17 protein-coding genes and 5 pseudogenes are annotated in these 21,335 nt (G+C 58.4%); 14 read left to right on the forward strand and 8 right to left on the reverse strand.

Annotated elements, in window-relative coordinates:
* The 9 genes and pseudogenes from A3A5_RS45250 to ggt form a co-directional block, all read left to right on the forward strand.
* Window positions 1-232: pseudogene (locus A3A5_RS45250) on the forward strand (hypothetical protein); the annotation flags it as partial.
* A 259-nt stretch (window positions 233-491) separates the two neighbouring features.
* Complete coding sequence (locus A3A5_RS39725; RefSeq protein ID WP_157637367.1) at window positions 492-704, forward strand: hypothetical protein; 213 nt, start codon at window positions 492-494, stop codon at window positions 702-704.
* Between the two features lie 468 nt (window positions 705-1,172).
* A complete protein-coding gene (locus A3A5_RS0133555) occupies window positions 1,173-1,658 on the forward strand; it encodes a hypothetical protein (protein ID WP_018314824.1) in 486 nt (161 codons plus the stop codon).
* A 3-nt stretch (window positions 1,659-1,661) separates the two neighbouring features.
* Window positions 1,662-2,840 carry a M20 aminoacylase family protein gene (locus A3A5_RS0133560; protein ID WP_018314825.1) on the forward strand — a complete coding sequence of 393 codons (1,179 nt, stop codon included), beginning with the start codon at window positions 1,662-1,664 and terminating at the stop codon, window positions 2,838-2,840.
* Between the two features lie 981 nt (window positions 2,841-3,821).
* Complete coding sequence (locus tag A3A5_RS0133565) at window positions 3,822-5,090, forward strand: Zn-dependent hydrolase (protein ID WP_018314826.1); 1,269 nt, start codon at window positions 3,822-3,824, stop codon at window positions 5,088-5,090.
* Window positions 5,091-5,436: 346 nt separating this feature from the next.
* Window positions 5,437-6,660: a diaminopropionate ammonia-lyase gene (locus tag A3A5_RS0133570; RefSeq protein WP_018314827.1), complete on the forward strand. Its 1,224-nt coding sequence runs from the start codon at window positions 5,437-5,439 to the stop codon at window positions 6,658-6,660.
* Between the two features lie 123 nt (window positions 6,661-6,783).
* Window positions 6,784-7,749 (forward strand): Bug family tripartite tricarboxylate transporter substrate binding protein, encoded by a 966-nt coding sequence (locus tag A3A5_RS0133575; protein ID WP_018314828.1) that lies wholly within the window; start codon window positions 6,784-6,786, stop codon window positions 7,747-7,749.
* Between the two features lie 230 nt (window positions 7,750-7,979).
* The gene (locus A3A5_RS0133580) at window positions 7,980-8,444 is read left to right on the forward strand and encodes an Lrp/AsnC family transcriptional regulator (protein ID WP_018314829.1); all 465 of its coding nucleotides are present in this window, start codon (window positions 7,980-7,982) and stop codon (window positions 8,442-8,444) included.
* Window positions 8,445-8,614: 170 nt separating this feature from the next.
* Complete coding sequence (ggt, locus tag A3A5_RS0133585; RefSeq protein WP_026201394.1) at window positions 8,615-10,201, forward strand: gamma-glutamyltransferase; 1,587 nt, start codon at window positions 8,615-8,617, stop codon at window positions 10,199-10,201.
* A gap of 489 nt (window positions 10,202-10,690) precedes the next feature.
* On the opposite strand, the gene A3A5_RS45260 is transcribed toward ggt, so the two are convergent.
* The gene (locus tag A3A5_RS45260; RefSeq protein WP_018314831.1) at window positions 10,691-10,855 is read right to left on the reverse strand and encodes an AAA family ATPase; all 165 of its coding nucleotides are present in this window, start codon (window positions 10,853-10,855) and stop codon (window positions 10,691-10,693) included.
* A gap of 153 nt (window positions 10,856-11,008) precedes the next feature.
* Entirely contained in the window at window positions 11,009-11,254 is a 246-nt protein-coding gene (locus tag A3A5_RS45840) for a hypothetical protein (RefSeq protein ID WP_157637368.1), read from the reverse strand.
* Here A3A5_RS45840 and A3A5_RS45845 point away from each other — a divergent pair.
* Window positions 11,244-11,730 (forward strand): annotated as a pseudogene (locus A3A5_RS45845) (LysR substrate-binding domain-containing protein); the annotation flags it as partial. The gene A3A5_RS45840 and the pseudogene A3A5_RS45845 sit on opposite strands and share 11 nt — an antisense overlap.
* Window positions 11,731-11,894: 164 nt before the next feature.
* Here the strand turns inward: A3A5_RS45845 and A3A5_RS45850 are convergent.
* The 3 genes and pseudogenes from A3A5_RS45850 to A3A5_RS42520 form a co-directional block, all read right to left on the reverse strand.
* Window positions 11,895-12,101 (reverse strand): hypothetical protein, encoded by a 207-nt coding sequence (locus A3A5_RS45850; RefSeq protein WP_018314833.1) that lies wholly within the window; start codon window positions 12,099-12,101, stop codon window positions 11,895-11,897.
* Window positions 12,102-12,399: 298 nt separating this feature from the next.
* Window positions 12,400-12,849: pseudogene (locus A3A5_RS39735) on the reverse strand (Bug family tripartite tricarboxylate transporter substrate binding protein); the annotation flags it as partial.
* A gap of 83 nt (window positions 12,850-12,932) precedes the next feature.
* Entirely contained in the window at window positions 12,933-13,826 is an 894-nt protein-coding gene (locus A3A5_RS42520; protein ID WP_081624046.1) for a CoA ester lyase, read from the reverse strand.
* 579 nt (window positions 13,827-14,405) lie between these two features.
* Between A3A5_RS42520 and A3A5_RS0133610 the strand changes: the two genes are divergently transcribed.
* Entirely contained in the window at window positions 14,406-17,810 is a 3,405-nt protein-coding gene (locus tag A3A5_RS0133610) for an adenylate/guanylate cyclase domain-containing protein (RefSeq protein ID WP_018314835.1), read from the forward strand.
* Between the two features lie 87 nt (window positions 17,811-17,897).
* Window positions 17,898-18,227, forward strand: a complete 330-nt coding sequence (locus A3A5_RS43795) for a hypothetical protein (protein WP_157637369.1) — start codon at window positions 17,898-17,900, stop codon at window positions 18,225-18,227.
* Window positions 18,228-18,686: 459 nt separating this feature from the next.
* Here A3A5_RS43795 and A3A5_RS0133620 read toward each other — a convergent pair whose 3' ends face one another.
* Window positions 18,687-19,397, reverse strand: a complete 711-nt coding sequence (locus A3A5_RS0133620) for an RraA family protein (RefSeq protein WP_018314838.1) — start codon at window positions 19,395-19,397, stop codon at window positions 18,687-18,689.
* 13 nt (window positions 19,398-19,410) lie between these two features.
* The gene (locus A3A5_RS39740) at window positions 19,411-19,887 is read right to left on the reverse strand and encodes a tripartite tricarboxylate transporter substrate binding protein (protein WP_018314839.1); all 477 of its coding nucleotides are present in this window, start codon (window positions 19,885-19,887) and stop codon (window positions 19,411-19,413) included.
* On the opposite strand from A3A5_RS39740, the pseudogene A3A5_RS44215 reads away from it, so the two are divergent.
* Window positions 19,864-19,968: pseudogene (locus A3A5_RS44215) on the forward strand (IS110 family transposase); the annotation flags it as partial. The gene A3A5_RS39740 and the pseudogene A3A5_RS44215 sit on opposite strands and share 24 nt — an antisense overlap.
* Window positions 19,969-20,129: 161 nt before the next feature.
* Here the strand turns inward: A3A5_RS44215 and A3A5_RS0133630 are convergent.
* The gene (locus tag A3A5_RS0133630) at window positions 20,130-20,552 is read right to left on the reverse strand and encodes a hypothetical protein (RefSeq protein WP_157637370.1); all 423 of its coding nucleotides are present in this window, start codon (window positions 20,550-20,552) and stop codon (window positions 20,130-20,132) included.
* A gap of 459 nt (window positions 20,553-21,011) precedes the next feature.
* Here A3A5_RS0133630 and A3A5_RS45275 point away from each other — a divergent pair.
* A pseudogene (locus A3A5_RS45275) lies at window positions 21,012-21,335 on the forward strand (solute carrier family 23 protein); the annotation flags it as partial.

Consider the following 21,335-nt stretch of genomic DNA (forward strand, 5'->3'; position numbering starts at 1 on the left):
GACATTGCTTCGGCACCGCGATCACATCTGGATGCTCGGTGGCGAAATGATCCGACGACGCCATGAAGATCCCGATCTCCTTACCCTCCCTGTGGCAACCCTCCTGGACAAGCTCATCGAGGAAGACGGCGGCCCTCTCATCTGGCCAGTTATCTCCGAGTCCGCACAAAATTCCTTTGATGCAACCTGTCGCGAGCTCTATCAGTACCTGAATCGGGCTTCACTCGGCTAGCCGCACATCCGCTTTCACCCACAGATTCCGCCGACGAGCCACAAGTTCTATACGAGAGAGGAGAAGCCAGCGCTGGCTGACGTGCCCAGCACCTCCTGATTGCGTCCGCGACGGCTGAGTCAGGCGACGATCGCAAAGTCCGTGCGCAGGTACGGGCTTTGCCCGCGAGCGTGGCGCCTCCGGGCCTATGCATATCGGGCGCGATGCTCTTCCGACAACGGCCTGCAATATTCAGGCCCCTACATTCCACAGGACCGTGATGGCAGCAACCATTCAACTGCATCTCGACGAGCGGCGTACAGCCGCTTTGACCAGATTGCTCCAGAATGTGAGCTGGTCGGACCTGAGCGCTTATGCGCGCGATGCCGAAGAAGCCTTGCTGATGCGCGACGCGCTCGACGCCATCGGACGCGCAGTAGTGCTAGGGGATGCCGGTCGCGCGCGGCGTGCCGTCAGGCGACGTCCCGCCTGAGGCCCCATTCTTGCCCGAAACCGACAGGGCCAGGCGGCAACAGCACCAGCCCGTTGAAGTCCGGTGCGGCATCGATTCTGGAAAAGCATTCACAAATGCCTGCACTGATAATCCAAAATTTTAAGGGCAACCACGGATGCTCGTCACAAAGTCGACTTCGTGCACTCGATGCCGGTGGGATGAGATTCTGTCTTGAAGATTAATCAGAGCGTAAAAAGTATTTTGCTCTAATTATCTGCAATCCGAAGATCATTATCCATGGGGAGACACGGGGCGACTTGATTCGGTGGTCCCATATTCAGAATTCATATGCCAAGGGTGGCGATAATGGCGAATACCATCGGAAGTGCAGTTGGACTAGGTGCGGCAACCAGGGAACGCGTTCCTTTGACCATGTATGACGCGGGATGGGTGGTTCTGTGCATCGGCATGGCCATCGGGTCCGGCGTGGTTTTCATGCCGCTGTAAATGGGAATCAAGCGATTCTGGACCTCGGCGGCGGCTTTGGCGATTGCCTATCCGGCCGTCCATTATCTGTCCAATTTGTATATCCGCTCGCTGTCCGCAAGCGGCCAGTGCACCGACTACGCTGGGATCATTACGGAATACCTGGGGAAGAACTGGGGCATCGTCCTCAGCGCAGCATACTTTCTTACCCTCACCAAAGGCATGCTGGCCTACTCAGCTACCATCACTCACGATGCGGCATCCTATCTTGCATTGCCGTTTTCTTTCCTCCGACTCGCGGGCGGATTGCCCCGCGGGTCACATGGGGAACCCATTTTCGCATCCTGGGCGGCAGATGGCAGGGCCATGGGCGCCATCCCGATTTTTACCGGGGCAGCCGCCACGGATGCAACGATGTCCCGATTCGACCGCCCGGAACCGGACATCATTGCGCGGGTTCGGTCGCATGATCCGCCCATGCCCCCGTCTCTTTCTCTTGCAGACTGAATCATGACCTCCGATCACGACCTTCTCACCCAGCTCAAGTCCTGGCGCCATGCGCTGCACCGCAGTCCCGAGACCGGTTTCGAGGAATGGCATACCTCCGACTTCATCGCCCGGCTGCTTGGCGAGATGGGCATGGAGGTTCATCGCGACCTCGGCGGCACCGGTCTGGTGGCCAACCTGCGCGTCGGCTCCGGCACCGGCGTGATCGGACTGCGCGCGGACATGGACGCGCTCGCCATTCATGAAGACGCGCCGGGGCGCGCCCATGTGTCATCCACGGCCGGCAAGATGCACGCCTGCGGCCACGATGGCCATATGGCGATGGTCCTGGGCGCGGCAAGGCTGCTCAGCGAACGCCGCGACTTCGACGGAACCGTCCGCTTCATCTTCCAGCCCGCCGAGGAGCATGGGCGAGGCGCGAAAGCGATGATGAAGGATGGACTGTTCGAGCAGTTCCCGGTCGACGCCATCTTCGGTGCACACAATATGCCCGGACTTCCCGCAGGAAGCATCGCGACACGCGCGGGTGGCATCATGGCCAGCGAAGACAATTTCATGATCCACGTGAAGGGACGCGGTACGCATGCCGCCCGTCCGCACATGGGTATCGACCCCATCGTGATTGCCGCCGAGATCGTGTTGGCGCTGCAAACGATCGTGTCCAGGAATCTCGATCCCAGCCAGCCTGCGGTGATCTCGTGTACGGAATTCATCACCGACGGCATTCGCAACGCCATTCCGACCAACGTGGCCATCAAGGGCGATACGCGCAGCTATACGCCTGCCGTGCAGAGGTTGCTTGAGACCCGGATGCGCGAAATTGCCGAGGGAATCTGCCGGCTGCACGGCGCCGAGTGCGCCTTCACCTACACGCATGAGTTCGCGCCTACCGTGAATTGGGAGCAGTGGGTGCCGGTCGCGCTGGAGGCCGCGCGAAACGTCGTTGGCACCGATCGCGTGAACGGCAACATCGAGCCGATGATGATTTCCGAAGACTTCGGGGCCTTCCTGCAGGCCGTGCCAGGCGCTTTCGTCTTTATCGGCAACGGCGACACTGGCACGCCAGGCGGCATTCCGCTGCACAACAGTTGCTATGACTTCAACGACGAAGTGCTTACAGTGGGTGCGCGATATTTCGCGGAGTTGGCGCGGCTGGCGCTACCTGCACGCCAAGTCGAATAGAGGGAATCTCAAAGGTCACGGCCTGTCTAGGGACCGCTACCATAGCCCCGCCTCCGGCGCCGCCCGTCCCGGCCCCGGTCCTTTACACGCCGCCCCATCTGGCCGAGCGCATTCGCGAGGAACGGGCCGCGATGGAGGCCAAGGGTGTGGACGCCGCCGGCGAGCGCAGGAGTCTTTGGACCGGAGTCACTCGATGTCGAGGTACGACCTAATTCGGGATCGGAGGATTTTGGCCAATTGTTGCAGAAGATTCCCGGGTGCTACCTGAACATCGGAAATGGAGACACGGCTGCGCTGCACAATCTGGCGTACGATTTTAATGACAAAGCCATTCCTTACGGCGTAAGGTTCCTCGTCGCCGTTGCACAAGGACGTCTGGCATGCGCTTTGTGGCGCGAAGAGTTCACGTATTGAATTGCGTTCTCTTTCCGGGAGGCCCCTGGGGCTCTTCTGCAGGTGAGTTCTATCCAGCCTTGACTTGTTAGGCTGGGTAGGTCGGCCACTGAATAGAAATCCTGCAGGACAATCGGACATTTGTTGTCCCTCAGGCGGGGCAGGGGCGCCGCACCCCGCCAATGCCCCTATCCACGGCAAGAAGTTACGCCGTCATCCAGACGACACAGCCCATCAGATCGTGAGTCCGCTTCGGGGCCACGGAGTCCGTCGGCGTGCCTGTGGCGGGTTTTCGCCGTGCCTAAGTGATTCAGGCTCATCACATCACGCCTCATGTCTCGTCGTGCAAGCGCGCGCCTATGCCCATCGTCCTCAAGGCTCATTTCACTGAGATCGGCGCCATAGCACCCATCTAAAGTGCGCCAACGAACACGATAGGGAAACCTCCCCAGCGACCCATTTTGCACCGTTGTTGCGTGTCGTAGGCTAAAGTAGCGCCGTTTTTGCGCTGCTCCTGCAATACGATCCACTGAATATGTGGGCAAGGCTCGCGCCCGGTGATTTCAAATGCGTGTAAGGTGACTGCTGATGTGCGACATCTCTGAGCAACAAGTACTAAAGCTGGACGGCGGAAAGCTGCTTGAACAAGTCCGGGTACTAGGCGGAGTCGGGGCCGACGAGGACGTCGGCGGCCGGACTCGTATCGCGCTCACGGACAGCGAGAAGGCGGGCCGAGACCTGGTGGTGCGTTGGATGCGAGAACTGGACCTTGACGTCCAAGTAGACAGTATCGGCAACATCTTCGGTACGCTCAGGTCTGCAAAGGGCGATGGGTACCAAGCGCCTATGATGGTGGGTTCGCATATCGATACGGTCACCAACGCCGGCGCGCTGGATGGTTGTTACGGCGTGCTTGCGGGCCTTGCCGTAGCGCGCGCATATAGAGAGGCAGGAGTTCTTCCGTCTCGTTCCTTCACGGTGGGCGCCTTCACCAACGAGGAAGGGATTCGTTACCAGCCTGACATGATGGGTTCCCTGGTCTACGCCGGCGGCCTCCCCCTACAGCAAGCTCTGGACACCATTGGCACCGATGGCACGAAGCTGGGCGAAGAGCTGTCGCGAATCGGGTATGCGGGAACCATGGTGCCCGGCTCCATCGTTCCTCATGAATACGTCGAGCTCCACATCGAACAGGGCCCGATTCTTGAAGCAGAGAACATCCTCATCGGGGTAGTCGAAAATCTCCAAGGCATCTCGTGGCAGCAGATCACGATTCAAGGCAACGCGAACCACGCCGGTACTACGCCGACGCATTTGCGCCATGACGCGGGCTGGGTGGCCTCCGCCATTGCGACGTTCGTTCGCGATCTGGCTGCAAATTCTGGCGGCACTACGCTAGCTACCGTAGGTTGCATGCGATTCGAGCCCAACGTCATCAACGTGATTCCGCGCAGGGCCACGCTGACGGTTGACCTGCGGGATCCGGATGAATCCCGGTTGCAGGCTGCCGAGAAGGCCCTCGCCGACTTTTTGGTGGACGTCGCAGAAAAAGAGGGCGTGAAGGTAAGCACAGAACAGCTCGTGCGGTTCTCACCTGTCGTTTTCGATGCCGACTTGGCAAATGAAATCGAAGCATCCGCCAAACGATTTGGGTTTAGTAATCGGCGCATGACGTCTGGCGCTGGCCACGACGCCCAGATGATCGCCCGCATTGCGCCGTCGGCAATGATTTTCGTGCCGAGCCGCGGCGGCATCAGCCATAACCCTCGAGAGCACACCGATGATGACCAACTTGTAATGGGTGCAGAGGTTCTTCTCGACGTCGTTAAGCGGCGTCTGGAGTGCGCTTCCCGGTAGCCTTCCATAGCGTCTCCTGCATCGAGTTATATCGGCGGCCCGCAATTGCGGGCCATTCTTCGTTTACCCTCTGCGCCGGCATTTGGGGGAATTTCTCCCCTCTGAGCTCGTGGCGCGTAAATGCTGCACGCAAGTCCCGCGGCTTTACGACGACGAAAATCGCGCGTTTGTTTCTTTTGCGAACATCAAAACGCCGCGTAATTTCACACCACTCCTACTACCATCGTCTCAGACCTCCCTTGGACAGGCGCCAATACTGACGGGGCAAACACGAATGAGCGGAGGAGTCGTCCGGCAGCGCCGTCCACCGACGACATCAGAATCGCTCTCATCGCAGGACCCATCGATGATCATCGCTAACGAGAAAGCCGCCTTCAATCCGTATCCTGCAGAACTGCAGGCAATCATGAATGTCGCGACCGCCGACGAGAGCTTGGCTTGGCTCTCTTGCTGGAACCAACTGTCCGACCGACCGACCCCGCTCTACAGTCTCCCGGACATGGCAGCGCGCCTCGATGTCGGCTCGATTAGCGTCAAGGACGAATCGGTTCGGTCTCCGTTGGGTAGCTTCAAGGCTCTGGGGGCTCCAATCGCGCTGATTCGCCTGATTCTGCGCCGCTGGCCAGATGAGAGCATCGACCCTCGGGACCTTGTCGCCGGCAAGTATGCGGATCTGGTCAAAGGATTCACAGTAGTGAGCGCTACCGATGGCAACCATGGCCGGGCGCTCGCTGCTGCTGCGCAGTCGATTGGCTGCGCTTGCACCATCGTTCTCCACGCAAACGTCAGCCAGGAGCGAGAAGCCGCTATTGCGGCTTACGGTGCCAGAATCGTCCGGATAGTCGGCAACTATGATGAGTCAGTCGAAGAAGCGGCGCGACTCGCCAGCACCCATGGCTGGAGCGTTGTCGCTGACACGTCCTACGATGGCTATGAAGACATTCCTCGCGATGTCATGCAAGGCTACGGTGCCATCGCTGCTGAGGCCATCGCGCAGACACGCGCAAATTCCTCTGGAGAATGCCCCTACACGCATGTTTTCTTGCAAGGCGGCGTGGGTGGTTTGGCAGCAGGCGTTGTTAGCTACATCTGGGAAATCTACGGCGCGCGCCGTCCGAAGTTCATCGTGGTGGAACCAGAGCAAGCTGATTGCCTGTTTCAGAGCGCGAAGCATGGCCGACCGGCCAAGGCTACCGGGTCGGTAGATTCAGTGATGGCCGGACTCGCATGCGGCGAGACATCTCCCCTGGCGTGGCGTTTTTTGCAGGAAAGTGTCGACCTGTTCATGACCATCTCTGATGACGACGCAGTCACTGCCATGCATATGCTTGCGCGCGGTAGCGAGCGTGATGTGCCCATTGTTTCCGGCGAATCAGGCGCTGCGGGACTCGCCGGTCTTGCGGTGCTCCGCGAGCATAAGGGGCTGCTCGCTGAGATCGGAGTTGACTCGAACTCCCGGGTCTTGCTGATCAGCACCGAAGGCGCAACGGCTCCCAAGGCCTTCCAACAACTTGTCGGTGTAGCCCCGGAATCGATCGTCGTCCGTCAAGCGGAATGGCTCGCTAGGTAGTACAGCACCCGCGCCTGTCTACTGATGGTCGAGACAGTGTTCTGGAGTAGATCCGGAACACTTTGCAGCAAGCCCACAACTATTAGAAGTGCAAATCCCATCCACCAAAGGAGGAAGACAACCATGGTCCGTTCGACTATTGCCCTATCCCTGGCCGGCCTGCTCGCATTGTCGGTCAGTTCTGTCCACGCCCAGGGGAGCACGGCACCCGTAAGAATTCTGGTCGGATTCGCGGCCGGCGGCGCTGTTGATTCCGTGGGCCGCGCGCTAGCCGAGCGACTTCGTGTCACGCTGAAACAGCCTGTTATCGTTGAAAATCGCCCTGGCGCCAATCAACGATTGGCGCTGAGTGAACTCAAACGTTCCGCTCCCGACGGTCAAACTCTCGTCTTGTCCAATAGCGCCCCGTTTACGGTATTTCCTCACGCATACAAGAAGCTGGAGTTCGACCCCGCGAAGGATTTCACACCCATTGGACGCGTGGCGACCTATGAATTGTGCCTTGCCGTCGGTCCAAAGGTGCCAGCCGGCGGCATCAAAGAAGTCCTGATGTGGGCAAAGGCACACCCTTCTGAAGCATCATATGGCACATCCGGCCCTGGCAACATTAGCCACTTCCTTGGCGGCATGATCGGAAACGCGACGGGAGTCCAGTTGCAGCATGTCCCGTACAAAGGTGGATCGCCTGCTCTTGTCGACCTTGCAGGGGGGCAGATTCCCATGATTATCGACACCATCTATGAACCCATGGAAATGTCGAAATCCGGCAAGGTGCGGATTCTCGCCACCACAGGTGAGCGTCGCAGTCCATTCCTGCCAAACGTGCCGACCCTTCGCGAATCCGGAATCAACGTATCTGCCGACGCCTACGTTGCTCTCTATGGCCCGGCCGGTATGTCCGCTGACAAAGTGCAGCGGCTAAGCAAGGCCTTGTCCGAAGCCATGCAATCACCGGAACTGCAAAAGCGGATCCAGCAGTTTGCGATGACCCATTCGTACTCCACGCCTACCGAACTGGCTCAGCTTCAGGCGACAACACTTGCGCAATGGGAAGGTCCGATCAAGTCGAGCGGCTTTTCGGCAGACTGACAATCCTTCAACGTCCGTTGTTTCCGCGGACCAGGGCATTCCCCCCAGCCGGCTACTGCTTCAGGGTGGCCGGCTATTTTTTTGCGGCCTACTATTCCCCACTCGGCACGGGAGGTGGACATTTGTTGCATTCCGCTCGCCGAAAAAAGGCCAACGTGGGTCTCGTTGCGTAACGAAGCTGCGACAATGAGGTCCTCATTCGCCATTCTCAAGGCGGCACGGAACAGATTATGCAACTCGATTCATACGACATTAAGCTGCTGAGCCTTCTGCAATCGAACAGCAAACTGTCTCAGAGGCAACTTTCCGAGGCGGTCAATCTCTCACCGTCGGCCGTCAACCGAAGGATTTCAGCCCTCGAGGCGGGAGGGGTAATTACTTCGACCGTCGCCATAGTGGATCCCGTGGCCGTCGGACGGCCCATCACAATCCTGGTGGAGGTCAAGTTAGAGAATGAGCGCATCGATTTGCTCGATGAGGTCAGGACGCGCTTCAACAATAGCCCTCAGATTCAGCAGGTCTACTATGTGACAGGGGATTTCGACTTCCTGCTCATCGTCAACGTCAAAGACATGACAGAGTATGAGCAGCTAACCCGTGAACTGTTCTTTGTCTCCGGCAATATTAAGCAATTCAAAACCTACGTTGCCATGCAACGGTCGAAGGTCTCGCTTCAAGTTCCCCTGAGGGAGTGAAGGTGGCACGGCACGTGCCGTCGTACAGTCAATGTGCCATTGAAATCAGCGATTTCGTTGCGTTCTGGACCATCACATTGCACCGAGATTGCACGCAAGTGCGCCTAGCATTTCCTCACACCGCGTTGCCTCGCTCTCAACGAGTCGCGGCCGCAAACATGGGGATATAGATGCGTGAATTTTGCAAACCCGGTCGGTCAGTGGCCGTCGGCACCAAGGGGATGGTGGCAACTTCGAATCCACAAGCTGCACTTGCAGGACTCGACGTGCTTCGGGCTGGTGGTAACGCCGTAGATGCAGCCGTTGCGATTGCCGCAATGCTTGCCGTGGTAGAACCAACACAGACTGGCATCGGCGGGGACTGTTTCGTACTGGTAAAGAAGAACGGTCAACCGCCTATCGCGCTAAACGGTGCGGGATGGGCGCCAAAAGGTGTAAGTGGAGAAGCATTGCGCCAAGATGGCCTTACAGCGATTCCCACCATTAGCGTTCACGCCGTAACGGTGCCCGGCGCAGTCAGAGCTTGGGAGCGGCTACTCGTGGATCACGGAACGCAACCGTTTGAGAACCTCCTCCGGCCAGCCATCGAAGCTGCTGAGTTCGGGTACATCGTCACCGAACGTCTTGCTCGAGACTGGGCCCGAAATGCCGAGAAAGTATCGTCCACGCCCGAAGCGAAAGAAGTGTTTCTGGGCGACGGGCAAGCGCCAGTGGTTGGCGATCGGCGTGCTAACCGAAAGCTTGGCAAGGCGCTTCGAGCCATCGCAAATGACGGCGCGGACGCGTTCTACAACGGATGGATTGCCGAAGACATTGTGCAGGCGCTCAAAGCGCGGGGAAGCGCTGTATCGCTGGACGACTTTGTCGAATACGCACCGGAGTATGTTTCTCCGATTTCCGCTACATATCGAGGTTACGAGCTCTGGGAATGCCCGCCGAACGGCCAGGGAATCATTGCGCTACAAATGGCTTCCATGCTGAACGCGTTCAAACTCGGCGAGTTTGGCGCCCTGAGCGCGGAACGTTTCCACCTCTTAGGCGAAATCTCCCGGCTCGCCTACACGCAGCGTGACAGTTTCGTGTGCGACCCGGGTTTCCATCCAGTTGACGTCGAGAGGATGCTGTCTCCGAAGTATATCAACGAACTGGTTGCAAGAGTGAGCCTGCATCAGCGCACGGAGAACCTTACACCTACGCGCACGCCCGAACATCGCGACACGGTGTTCATTTCTGTAGTAGACGCCAACGGCACCATGGTTGCTTTTATCAATTCCATTTTCGATGACTTCGGCAGTGGCCTGGTTGCCCCCGCTTCTGGAGTGCTCCTCCAGAACCGCGGATGCGGGTTCGTCCTGGAGCAGGGACATCCCAATGAGATCGCTGGCCGTAAGCGTCCCATGCATACCATCATTCCAGCGTTGCTGACGAGGGATGGGGAAGCCGTGATGTCCTTCGGTGTTACTGGCGGCCATTTCCAACCTGCTGGCCAGATCCAGGTGTTGTCGAACATCGTGGATTATGGGATGTCGGTGCAGCAAGCCATCGAACATCCCCGTATGTTTGCAAGAGGCGATTCCTTCGAGCTCGAGCAAACGGTACCCGAGGAAGTTTGGCAAGGGCTGAGACAGCGTGGCCACAAACCCACCGTGTCGGTCAATCCTTTGGGGACCAGCCAGGCGATCTGGATGGATCGTTCGCGTGGCATCCTTTTTGGCGGAGCCGACGGGCGGCGTGACGGTATGGCAATCGGCTACTAACCCGCACGGCAGTCATTCTCCGATTCCATGGGCAATGACCGGGTCTGGCCGAGCTCGGCCGGCTTGCTGTCGCGTTGAACGGATACCGCGTTACGCCGCCAACCGGGCCGCCTGGCGTTAGACCCGGAAATGCTCGATCGACTGGCCTGCGTTGACCGCACGCTGCAGCCAGTCCGGCAGATCCCCATACCCGTCCCGGACGTGGCCCTGGGCGTCCCGGAATCGGACGGGACCGCACGATCCGCAAGCGGGCGCTCAGCAAAACAGCCCGCGTGCTGCAAGTCGGCCAGGTGCTTCCCTCCACCAGGATGGCGGCATCGGCGAAGAACAGGTCACAATGCATGAGTCTCAGGTAGCGCTCCAGGAAGTCCCGGGTGCGACCGTTGGGGTCGTGCGGGTCGTTGGCCGTCGCCGTAAAAAGCGGCCATGCTCAGAACCTGAGACCGTTGCATGCCTGCATCGGTGATTCGGCGGAAATACCGGATCGGCCTAAAGCTCGAAGAGCACGTGCGGCGAATGTGTCGAGACGACGACCTGACTCGTGCAGTACCGCGCATCCTCATCGGGTACGGCAAGGATGTCTAGAACTTTGCGGATGAAAACCTGCTGCAACTGAGCATGCAGGTGGGCTTCGGGCTCCTCAATGAAGACCAAGTGTAGCGGGGGCGATTTTCCTCAATGTCCAGCCATCTGGCGTGGACATCGAGCAGTTCGACGACCATGTAGATAAGCTTCTTAAAGCCAAGGCCGTTGTACCGGTCCGGCAATGTGGCCTCCGTCTCGCAGTCGCTTTAGTGTGTTCGCTGACTAGGGCGCATGCGGCAATGAGAATGGCAAACGCCGAAGGCTTCCTGCTGCATGAGCAACCTCGCTTGTCTCGGAGCGAGATTCTGTAATCAAATTTGTTCTTTTATCGAAGATCAGTAACGAATCCGTGGTTATGAGTAACAAATATCCTTCAATAATTGCCTTCTTTTCATTTTCAGTCTTCGCGGAAAGCTGAATAGGAATCCCCGCCTCCGTATCCAACAATCCTGAGGAAATGGCGTTCACCCAATTCCATCCGGATGTGAAGATCGTGCCTCCAGTCGGCAACCAGGAAGAGATCGTGCGCATGCTGGGGATGCACGAAATCGATCTGGCCATCATCGGGCGGCCGCCTTCCGAGCTCAGGACGAAGGCGGTGACCTTTGCCAAGCATCCGATAGCCTTCATTGCCGCACCCGATCACCCATTGGTGGCCCGCCGGCACATCACGCTGCACGATTTGCTTGCGGAAAACCTGCTGGTCCGTGAGCCCGGCTCTGGTACGCGCGATACCGTCGAACGCCTGTTCCGCGAGGCGGGGGCTGCGCTTCCCGCATGGATCCGAGCTGTCCAGCAATGCGGCGATCAAGCGCATGGTCTCGGCCGGGTTGGGCATCGCGTTCCTGTCGTTGCATGCCTGTATGCTGGAGTTCGAAGCGGGGCTGATCGATGTGCTGCCGCTCGCAGGCAACCGGGTGGAGCCCGACTGGTATGTGGCGCACCTGCCGGCTGTACGGTTGCCGGCGCTCGCGTCGGCATTCCGCGCGTTCCTGGTTGAGAACGGGCCAGAGGAGATCCACCGGCAACTCGAATCGTTCGACGGTATTCTCAAGCGGCTGCATCAGTCCGAACGATGGCGGTCAAAACGCGCCGCCAGGCTGCACACTTACTTCCTGATCAGGTGCAGCCCCCAGCGTGACAGGCCTTTGTCACCGTTCTGGCTGGCGATCACCGGCAGCAGCAATAAGCGGGTCTTCCCCCGGGCTGCGGGATCGGTGGCATGGGCGCCGCGGTAGCGCGTCAGTTCGGCAATCAGCTCGCCGGTGACCGGCACCAGCTGGTTCTGGTTGCCCTTGCCGGTGACCTCCAGCATAGAGCACGGGCGAGAGCCAGCGGCAGCGCGTCGTATGCAGCCGCTCGCGTTCGGTGGCGGCCAGTCGTTACCGGCATCGGCTTGATCGTGTCCTTGCCGGCATCCCACAACTCGTGACTGAGGTAGCGCGTGATCCGCGCCTTGGCCGGCGTGCGGTGGCGGAGCGCGAATGCGAGCGGATTGCCGGCCAGGTAGCCGGCTTCGGTCAGCCACGCGAACCCTGGTTAAGGATCACCAGCGCCTCGCGCACGCTGGCGGGCGACGCGAGCTTGCCTTGGCTCGTTGCAGGACGGTAAAACTATTCCGGCTTGACGTTGGCTGCCTTCGCCACTTGCGTCCACGTAACAGTGTCCTGTTTGATTCGCCGCGCAAATTCTGCCGAAGGGATACCACCGGGCTGTGCCCCCATGCTTGCCAGTCGCTCCTTGACGTCAGCGCTTTGGACGCTCTTCTGAACCTCGGCCTGAAGCTTGGCAACAAGCTCCGGCGGCGTTCCCTTTGGTGCGGCGAGGCCAAACCAATTGGTGACGGCGTAGTCCTTCAGGCCAGCTTCGGTAAATGTCGGCACGTCAGGGAGAGTCGGTACACGCGCTGCGCCGGTGACCGCCAGCGCGCGTGCCTTGCCGCCCTTGACTTGCGGGATAGCGGTCGGCGTCGCGGTGATCAGCAGGTCTACGTTGCCGGCGATCAGACCCATCAGCGCTTCGCCGGCGCCCTTGTAGGGAATGTGGGTCAGGGCGACGCCCGAGCTCTTCTCGAAATGCGGTTTCGTGCAAAAAAGCTTGACAGGGAAAAGTCTGCTGTAAGCGCATCGTCTATGCTTTCTGGAGGCTAATCAATACCCTCGACATCGGCAAGTATGCGATGAGCAAGACGAAGGTGCGGACGATCAATCATCAAATTATCGAGCCTAGCGACACCCTGTGCGCTTGTGCTAGAAAAAGCCTCCACTACGCGCCGTGCCCAACTTATTTCGTCTTCACGAGGTGCGAAGGCCTGATTGATCATATCAATATGCGCGGGATGTGCAGCAGCTTTCGCACTAAATCCATCCCGTTTTGCAGACGACGCTTCTAGTGCTATCCGCTCCGTATCGCAAAGAACCGTACTTACTGCGTCGATAGCATCAATACCAGCCTGAGCGGCCGCCAGTAAACACATGGTTCGAGCAACGGCAAAAGGAGGGGTAAGGCTATGACCCTCGTGAGAGGCGAGCGTTCCAAGGTCGGCGGCGAGATCCTCAACACCCCACATTAAAGCACGAAGACGCATCGGCGCATTCCTGTACGAAGACAAACCAAATACGCCCTCGGAGGACTCAGTGGCCATTGCAATAATACCGGTCTCCCAATTTCCGTCTAAGAGAGCTACCTCCATCGCAGATAGATAGTCGCAGAGACGGTGAATGTCCTGAACACCGCGACATTTTGGAAGCACGATTGCATCCGGCCTGTGCGGAATCACAGCCGCAAGGTCATTTAATATGTGTGCGGACGATAGTCCATTGACACGGACCAGCAGCGATGGACGCATATCTTCCGCGTACTCTGTTAGGAAAGCACTTAGTTTTCGCTGCGCACTTGCCTTATCCTTCTCGGGAATACTATCCTCCAGATCAAATATGAGCCCATCTGCATTCGATCGCAGCGATGCCGCAAGTTTCCGCTCACTGTCCGCAGGGACGAAGAGCAAGGATCGGAGTTTTCGGGTGGTCCAAGTATTCATGCGTTGCAGTATAAGTAGGGCGTTTCGCTTCCCAATTGATTTTTGAACTCGCGAAAGCGAGTGACGCGGAGCGCATACTCTCGATGCTCTGTCGGCTATCGATTTAGATCGGCATACTTTCCGTGCTTTCAATCCGTGGCGCCAAGAGCGCTTGGTGGAAACCTCCCCAGCGTAGTGTGCCTCTCTCAATTTCAGCAGCCATTTGCGGCATTGCGCCGATACTTTGTCCGTAACAGCCGACACTTCATCGCTGGTTATGTTTTTCGCCCATGGTGACTCGATGACGGGTTGGTTCCTCACCGAAGACCGTCAAACACATGTTGGCTCTGAAGGTTTCCTAACTGGCATACCAGAATAGCAGACTGACATTCCAAAGCGAAATCTATTGCTTTAGGTGTTTACCCGATGACGTATTCCTGGGCCGAGGCATTGCTCCAGCGCCCCATTTGGGGCACTCCGGCAGTGCACCCCAGGGCGAGGCGCCAAATGCACGGCGTGGCGGGATCCCCATCCGCACTGCATTGCGACTGAAGGCAATCGGGCGTCTAATTGCACGTAGGACGTGTCCAGGAAGGCACGATGGCACACTGCACAATTTGCGGGTTCGAAAATACCCTTGGGGCCGTTTTCTGTGAGCAATGCGGCACCGGGCTGGCACGCCTCTGCAAGTGCTGTGGCCGCGAACTGAGTCCGGGCGCACGTTTCTGCAATGCGTGCGGCGCTCCCACTAGCGAGCAACCGCCGTCGTCGTCCGCTGCCCCCGGTTGTATCACCTCGCTCCACCTTGACGAGCGAATCCGGGCCGAACTGGCAGCGCTTGAGTCCCGGGGGGGGCGCGCCGGTGAACGCAAGACCATCACGGTCCTGTTTGCTGACATGGCCGCTTCGACCGCCTTGATCCATGACCGAGATCCGGAAGAGGCTCATCGCCTGATTACCCCGGTAATCGAATTGATGATGGAGGCCGTCCATCACTATGAGGGTTATGTTGCCAAGTCTTTAGGTGACGGGATCCTAGCGTTGTTTGGCGCGCCCATTGCCCATGAGGACCACCCCAAGCGCGCGCTTTACGCAGCATTACGCATGCAGGAAGCAATTCGCCGGCACAGTGACCGGCTTCAGCTAGAGCAAAGTATCTCGCTACAGATACGGATAGGTGTGCACTCGGGCGAAGTGGTCGTGCGCTCAATCCGTAAGGACAGTCTGACCGCCGACTACGATCCTGTGGGGCAAACAATCCACATCGCTTCGCGGATGGAGACCATTGCTGCGCCTTCATCCATCCTTGTCAGCGACACTACCCACAAGCTCACGGAAGGGTATTTTGAGTTTAACGCACTGGGAGCCACTCAGATCAAAGGTATTCCTGATCCAGTAGCAGTCTTTGAGTTGCTTGGAATCGGCCCTCTGCGCACGCGTTTTCAGGTGGCAGCGCACCGTGGCTTGACTCGCTTCGTCGGCCGCGAGATCGAGCTTAAGACGCTGCAGGAGGCGCTTGAGCGGACAAGGTCCGAAGACGGGCAAATCGTTGCCGTGGTAGGTGAAGCGGGGGTTGGCAAGTCGCGACTGCTCCACGAATTCAAAGTGTTCTCCCTCGGATGCCTAGTATTGGAGACATATTCGGTGTCGCACGGCAAGGCATTTGCCTATTTGCCGCTCATCGAGTTGCTTAAGAACTATTTTCAGATCACTGCCCAGGACGATGAGCGGAAGTGCTGCGAGAAAGTAACAGGCAAAATACTCACACTTGAGGAAAGCTTGGAAGAGATACTGCCTTACCTGCTTCATCTCCTTGGTATCAACGAAGATGGCTCGTCGCTGGCAGACATGGGCGCCAGCCTGCGGCGCGAGCGCACGTTCGACGCGATCACGCGTCTGCTGGTTTGTGAGAGTCGTAGTCATCCGATTGAGGTTGTGTTCGAGGACCTGCAATGGCTGGATAACGAGACAGAAGCGTTTCTCGCCTACTTCATTGAGCGGATGACGAATGTCCGGATCCTCCTTCTCTTGAACTACCGGTCCGAGTACCAAGCCGCCTGGCATCACAAGGACAATTACACCGAGCTTCTGCTCGAGCCCCTGGGTCCAGCGGAGGCGCAAGGCTTGCTCGAAATCTTGTTGGGAGATGACTCCGGACTCGGTCCACTCAAGCAACTCATCCTAGAAAAGACCGAGGGAAATCCGTTCTTCATGGAGGAGGTTGTTCGGACATTAGCCGAGGAGAAAGCTCTCTTGGGCGAGCCAGGCTATTACCGAGTCAGAAGAACTCGGGACGTGCTACATATCCCGACCACAGTGCAGGGGGTACTCGCGGCGCGTATGGACCGGCTGCCGCGCGCCGAGAGAGAGTTACTGCAGACCCTGGCGATTATCGGCAAGGAGTTCACTTTTAGTCTGGTCCAGAAGGTCTTCGTGCAACCGGAGGCTCGCCTGCATCCGCTCCTTGCGGTCCTGCAGGCGGGAGAGTTTATCTACGAGCGCCCAGCCTTTCCGGAGATTGCGTATGCATTTAAGCATGCCCTTACTCAGGAAGTCGCAGGGAACTCCCTTCTCTCCGAAGAGCGTGGTGCTCTGCATGAACGCACTGGTCGGGCCATCGAGGCTCTCTTTGGTCATCAACTGAAAGACCGCTATAACGAGCTAGCACACCATTTCAGTCTCAGCGGCAACATACCCAAGGCGGTAGAGTATCTGCACTGTGCTGGGCGACAGGCCGTCGACCATTCGGCCCATCGTGATGCAATTACTCATCTGAGCAAGGCTTTGACACTGGTCACTCACCTTCCCGACTCTAAAGGACGAACGCAGCAAGAGTTGGCATTGCGGATTACTCTCGGCCAAGCTTTGATTGCGGCCAGGGGCTTTGCCGCTTCTGAGGTGGCAGAAAACTATACGAAGGCATTGGCCTTGTGTCCAACCGGTGCGGCAACTTCGGAGCTCTTCCAAGTCAAGTTAGGCCTGCGCACGTTTCTATTGATTCGAGCGCAGCACCGGAAAGCGTATGAATTGGGAGGGGAATTGCTCAGTCTGGCCGAGAGCACAATGAATCCAGTATGGCTAGGCCAGGCACATGTCGCACTGGGAGGGACGTCGCTCTTTCTAGGAAAATTCCGCATTGCCCGTGCTCACCTTGAGCAAGGACTCGCGTACTATGAGCCGGAGCAGCACCCGGTCCATGCTGCACTATATGGGCAGGATCTTGGGGTTCGTGGACTCAGCTTTCTCGCGCGGTCACTGTGGTACTTAGGCTATCCGGCCCAAGCTGGCAATAGAAGTCTAGAAGCGCTAGCGCTCGCCCGTAAAGTCTCTCATCCAATTAGCTTGGCGCTCGCCCTAGTATATGCAGCGGAACTTCATCAATACCGAGATGAGCCGCACCTTTGTCGCCAGCATGCGGATGCAGCAATTGCGCTCTCGGCGGAACAAGGGTTTCCGTTCTGGCGCGCATGGGGAACCATCCTGCAGGGATGGGCGATGGCTGAACAGGGGAGCATTGAGGATGGTATCGCCAGGATTCAGCATGGCCTCGCTGCTTACCGGGATACTGGCGCCGAGTTTGAACTACCGTATTTTTTGGCTTTGGCGGCTCAAGTTTATGACAAGGTAGGCAAAACTCAGTCGGGGCTGGACGTCTTGGCGGAGGCATTGGCTATGGCGAGCAAGAACGGGGAGCGCTACTTTGAAGCGGAGTTACATCGCTTAAAGGGCATATTGCTTCTCCCACGCTCAAGCCCAATCCACGGCATGCGTCGCGACAGCGAAGCTTCAGAGGATTGCTTCTGTCGGGCAATCAAGATCGCCCATCAGCAGAACGCAAAGTCGCTGGAGCTTCGCGCGATGCTGAGCCTGGCGCGGCTGCAGCAAGATAAAGGCGAGTCGAAAAGCGCGCGACACACGCTCGGTAGGCTTCTTGCAGCTTTCACCGAAGGGGCGGAATCTGCGGACTGGCAGCGGGCCAAGCACCTGTTGGAAGGGAAAGCTTGAGCGTCATTTGGACTTGCGGGCGAACCATTCTTGATTCCAGGAGTGTCCAACCCGGTTTGAGTTCATCCAGTCTTCGAGGCGACCCGGGTGAGCTTGCCGATAGCTTTCGGCATCTTTAATCAACTCAGGCGTCAGGAACGGATACGTCCGCTTTTGGCAAGGCGAGGCTCCGAAATCCGCACCTTTACTCTTGCTGCAGCGCATGCGGATACTGCTCCAGTAACAAGAGCGCTTTCCCCGCTTGCGCATGTGTTGCCAGAACGCGTACAGAACCAATGGACTGCAGCAGGTTCGATGTGCCGCTCTCAACGGCGGGAACAGACAGCCATCCGCCCGACGTTGAATATGAGCGAGTTCATCGCCACCGCATTGACGAGCAGCGACCGATCACTCAAGGAGGACGTGAGCAGCAATTGACGTGCTGGCCACTCCACGGCCAGCACAATGCCCAGGAACGCGGCCAGCAACAGCAGCGGGATGGCGTATGAGCTTGCCGGTCATCGCGCCGAGAAGGAACAACACTGAAACTCCCAGCAAGCAACTCAGGATTCTTAGCGTCGTCGCCCGGATCGTCGAGGGATGGAAACGCCGTCCCGCCAGCATCGGCACAGCCAGCATGGGCCCTTGCAGAAAAAAGTTCAGCACCCCGATGAGGAAAGCCGAGTGAGTTTGATCCCATAACAGCAAGCTCAACGCGATGTTCTGTGTCTAATTGCCGAGGATTGAAGCAAGCTGACCGCCAAGGTAGCGAGCGACAACAGGCTCTTCGAATACAGGAATAACACGTTCAAGGAGCGCAGTCACAATGTTTGTTGTCGTACTTGAACTTGCAGGCTGATGGCCTGGCACTGCGCCGCCGCTTGCCGCACACAGGCGCTAACGCTCAAGCACGCCTCGTTCGAACGGATTGTCTAAGAGGCTTTCGCTCTCTTTCAGAACCCCTGCGCTTCGCAGGGCGCCCACGAGCCAGGTGGCGGCTGTATTCCCGCTCTTGATTTGCTGCATACGGGCCTCCTCGTCGACCACCTTCTTGGCAGCCAGAGGCAGCAGTTTGTCCACTTTCTTGCGCTCGACTACGACCACGCCGTCGGCGTCGCCAATGACGAGGTCCCCTGGCCTGAGGGCTACCCCGCCGCAGCTGATGGCAGCCCCTAAGTTTCCGGGGACATTCTTGGTCGGACCGTTCGGATTGGTGCCGACCGAGAATACGGGAAAGCCCAGTGCCTCGAGCTCCTCACGATCGCGCACCGCACCGTCGATTACGACACCGGCCAGCTGGCGGACCTTGCATGCGTTCATCATAAGCGCACCCATCAGCGCGGCGGTCTGGTCCCCCTTGCCATCGATGACAAGAACGTCGCCGGGCTGGGCGAGGGCGATGGCCGCATGGATCATCAGGTTGTCACCCGGGCGGACATCGACCGTGAATGCGGGGCCTGCCACTTTCATGGTAGGAACCAGCGCGACGATGCGGCCATGCAAGGCGCCCGTCCGACCGTTGACGTCGGCGAAGATCGCCGCCTGAAACTCGGCGGCCTGCTTCACCTGCTCCGGGGAGACTCGCTCGAACTGACTGTTGATTGACATTATTCCGGTTCCTTTATTCGACTTTCGCGCCGGTTTCGCGCACGACCTTGCCCCACCGGACCACGTCGTCGCGCACCAGCTTTGCGAAGGCGTCAGGGGTGCTGACGGCCACTTCCATACCCTGGGCCTGCAGCTTTTCTCGCACGTCTGGGGACTGCAGCGCCTTGTTAAATTCCGCGTTCAGCCGGGCGGCGATGTTGGCCGGCAGCTTTGCCGGGCCAAAGAAGCCGAACCAGTTCGCGTAGTCCACGAGCTTGTAGCCGGATTCGTCGAGCGTCGGCACGTTGGGCAGCTCTGCCAGCCGCTTGCTGGAGGTCACGGCGAGGGCCTTGACCTTGCCGCTGTGCACGAAGCCAACCAGCGTCGGCATCGAGGAGATATAGAGCTCGATATTGCCGCCTAGAACGTCATTGATGCCCATCGAGACGCCTTTGTAGGGGACGTGGGTGAGCTTGATGCCGGCCTCAAGACGGACGCTGCTGACGCGCATGCGATCTGGACCGCGGCACAGCAACCAGCGATGCGAACGGTGGAGCCCAAGACCGAGGATCAACAAGCCGTGCTGTCTCTGAGGATGCGCCTGACTAAAAGCGGCGTTGCTCGGAAGGGATTGAGTCCCGCACATGGTGGGAGCGCACGATACCTCTCCTGGCTCCGGCTGAGGCTGGGTAGCTTGTAGCTGCCCGATTCAGGCCGTTGTGCAAGGTCAGCCGTAGGGGAGCAACTGGCTGCTCAAGTCCAAACGTCATGAAGACCAAGTTGAGAGGAGCCGACCGGCGTCTTACGACCCGAAGCGGGCATCGGTGCCCGCACTGGTGAATGGCTGAAACAAGGCCGAATGCGGTCAAAGAGGGTCATCTTGGAGCAGATGGTCGGCTGTTCGATCGACGGCCTGCCGCTCGTCCCACACCACCACTGGAACCGAAAGTCATGTGAACTGACGATCTCCAAGCCAATAGTCCCGGCCATGGCCATCTGATCGGCCGACATATCCCAGCAACTGTACCCACGACGCACAAGTGGCCTGGCATCGAGCCAGAAGCTCATCTGTTTCATTTCTTCCCTTCGGAGATTTGGCGGAATCGCAAGCTGGTCCGCTCCGCGATCGCCTCCGGCATAGCGGATTGCCTGCGAGCCGAGGCCCAGCTCGGTCATGGCCGTCGGACTTAGGATCGGGGGCCAAGTGTCGCTCACCATCTGAGTACCGGCCCTCTCCCTCACCAATTCCTAATACAAGCCGCCATCCCAGGGCGGTTGCCAAGTGCTGAGAAGCCGCGCGATTGGCCCCCGCGGACCTACCTGCGGCTGCAAATGGACGATTGGGGACGCCAATCAGTATTTCGGCCACNCCGTCCCTGCAACACGGCAGTTTTTCTCTGGCAGCCGCTCACCATTCCGCACTGCACCAGGGCCCAAAGCATCATTCTTGTGCGTCTTATGGTTATCTCGCACCATGGCCGCCCGTCGGGAAAACACCTAGCGCCTTCTCCCCCTCCGGCACTTTAGATCTGCTAATCTGGTATACCGAAAGCAACGATTGGAAAGCCAAAGGAGTGAGCATGATGCCAGCACTGGACTAGGATGCGGTCTCGCTTGACGAGGCATTCGTCGAAGATGCCCGTTGAGCAACCGACGCTCTTCGTGCCGCACGAGGCCCGAAGAAGCACGCAAAAGAGAGCCGCCAAAAATCAGGCCAAAGATTCCTACCCCCTCTCCAGCACACGGGACTGGGACGCCTCCCTATTTTCCGGAGTCGTCGAACTGTTTCTTTTACTTTGGAGAAATGAAATGCAACCGAGTAGCGTTGATCANAAATTGGGAGGCTTTCCGCTCCTGATTCTCGGCTGTCAGCATGTGATGGTGATGTATGCGGGCGCAATCGCGATCCCGCTGGTGCTTGGGGCGGCGCTAAGCCTTCCCAAAGAGCAGATTGCATTC

This window comes from Cupriavidus sp. UYPR2.512 (assembly GCF_000379565.1).
GTDB lineage: Bacteria > Pseudomonadota > Gammaproteobacteria > Burkholderiales > Burkholderiaceae > Cupriavidus.

What these genes read in the sequence shown, in the direction of transcription:
- A3A5_RS39725 (WP_157637367.1), top strand. Translation starts at nt 492, where the DNA reads ATGGCAGCAACCATTCAACTGCATCTCGACGAGCGGCGTACAGCCGCT.
- A3A5_RS0133555 (WP_018314824.1), top strand. Translation starts at nt 1,173, where the DNA reads ATGGGAATCAAGCGATTCTGGACCTCGGCGGCGGCTTTGGCGATTGCC.
- A3A5_RS0133560 (WP_018314825.1), top strand. Translation starts at nt 1,662, where the DNA reads ATGACCTCCGATCACGACCTTCTCACCCAGCTCAAGTCCTGGCGCCAT.
- A3A5_RS0133565 (WP_018314826.1), top strand. Translation starts at nt 3,822, where the DNA reads ATGTGCGACATCTCTGAGCAACAAGTACTAAAGCTGGACGGCGGAAAG.
- A3A5_RS0133570 (WP_018314827.1), top strand. Translation starts at nt 5,437, where the DNA reads ATGATCATCGCTAACGAGAAAGCCGCCTTCAATCCGTATCCTGCAGAA.
- A3A5_RS0133575 (WP_018314828.1), top strand. Translation starts at nt 6,784, where the DNA reads ATGGTCCGTTCGACTATTGCCCTATCCCTGGCCGGCCTGCTCGCATTG.
- A3A5_RS0133580 (WP_018314829.1), top strand. Translation starts at nt 7,980, where the DNA reads ATGCAACTCGATTCATACGACATTAAGCTGCTGAGCCTTCTGCAATCG.
- ggt (WP_026201394.1), top strand. Translation starts at nt 8,615, where the DNA reads ATGCGTGAATTTTGCAAACCCGGTCGGTCAGTGGCCGTCGGCACCAAG.
- A3A5_RS45850 (WP_018314833.1), bottom strand. Translation starts at nt 12,101, where the DNA reads ATGCTGGAGGTCACCGGCAAGGGCAACCAGAACCAGCTGGTGCCGGTC.
- A3A5_RS42520 (WP_081624046.1), bottom strand. Translation starts at nt 13,826, where the DNA reads ATGAATACTTGGACCACCCGAAAACTCCGATCCTTGCTCTTCGTCCCT.
- A3A5_RS0133610 (WP_018314835.1), top strand. Translation starts at nt 14,406, where the DNA reads ATGGCACACTGCACAATTTGCGGGTTCGAAAATACCCTTGGGGCCGTT.
- A3A5_RS0133620 (WP_018314838.1), bottom strand. Translation starts at nt 19,397, where the DNA reads ATGTCAATCAACAGTCAGTTCGAGCGAGTCTCCCCGGAGCAGGTGAAG.
- A3A5_RS39740 (WP_018314839.1), bottom strand. Translation starts at nt 19,887, where the DNA reads ATGCGCGTCAGCAGCGTCCGTCTTGAGGCCGGCATCAAGCTCACCCAC.
- A3A5_RS0133630 (WP_157637370.1), bottom strand. Translation starts at nt 20,552, where the DNA reads ATGACCGAGCTGGGCCTCGGCTCGCAGGCAATCCGCTATGCCGGAGGC.